Below are 255 nucleotides of genomic sequence, written 5' to 3'. Positions count from 1 at the left end.
ATTTTAACGATGGATTTAACTATGTACGCATCAATGATTAAGAACAAAAAAATTATCCGTGATTATCTAGATAAATTAGCGGATATAGATAACACACCTTTCGTTGATGTGACAAAAAAAAGCTTTCGGCAATTTAGAGAAGCGTGTAAAGGGTATTTAACCTGGACTGAGAGTAAAGAACTGTACAATGCGATAAAGGGCTTTACCCAACAAATGGAGGCGTGCCATCGTCAAGTCAGTGTGCATGCCAACCCA

1 protein-coding gene is annotated in these 255 nt (G+C 37.6%); it reads left to right on the top strand.

Features of this window, described 5'->3' with window-relative positions; all coding sequences use genetic code 11:
- Positions 1 to 21: 21 nt before the first annotated feature.
- Positions 22 to 255 (top strand): hypothetical protein (locus ACQ96U_RS27225; protein WP_431724419.1); only part of this gene is annotated, 234 nt, incomplete at its 3' end.

Source organism: Zooshikella sp. RANM57, assembly GCF_050749885.1.
Classification (GTDB): domain Bacteria; phylum Pseudomonadota; class Gammaproteobacteria; order Pseudomonadales; family Zooshikellaceae; genus Zooshikella.
Note: the sequence above shows the minus strand (reverse complement) of the source record. Positions and strands in the feature narration are given on the sequence as shown.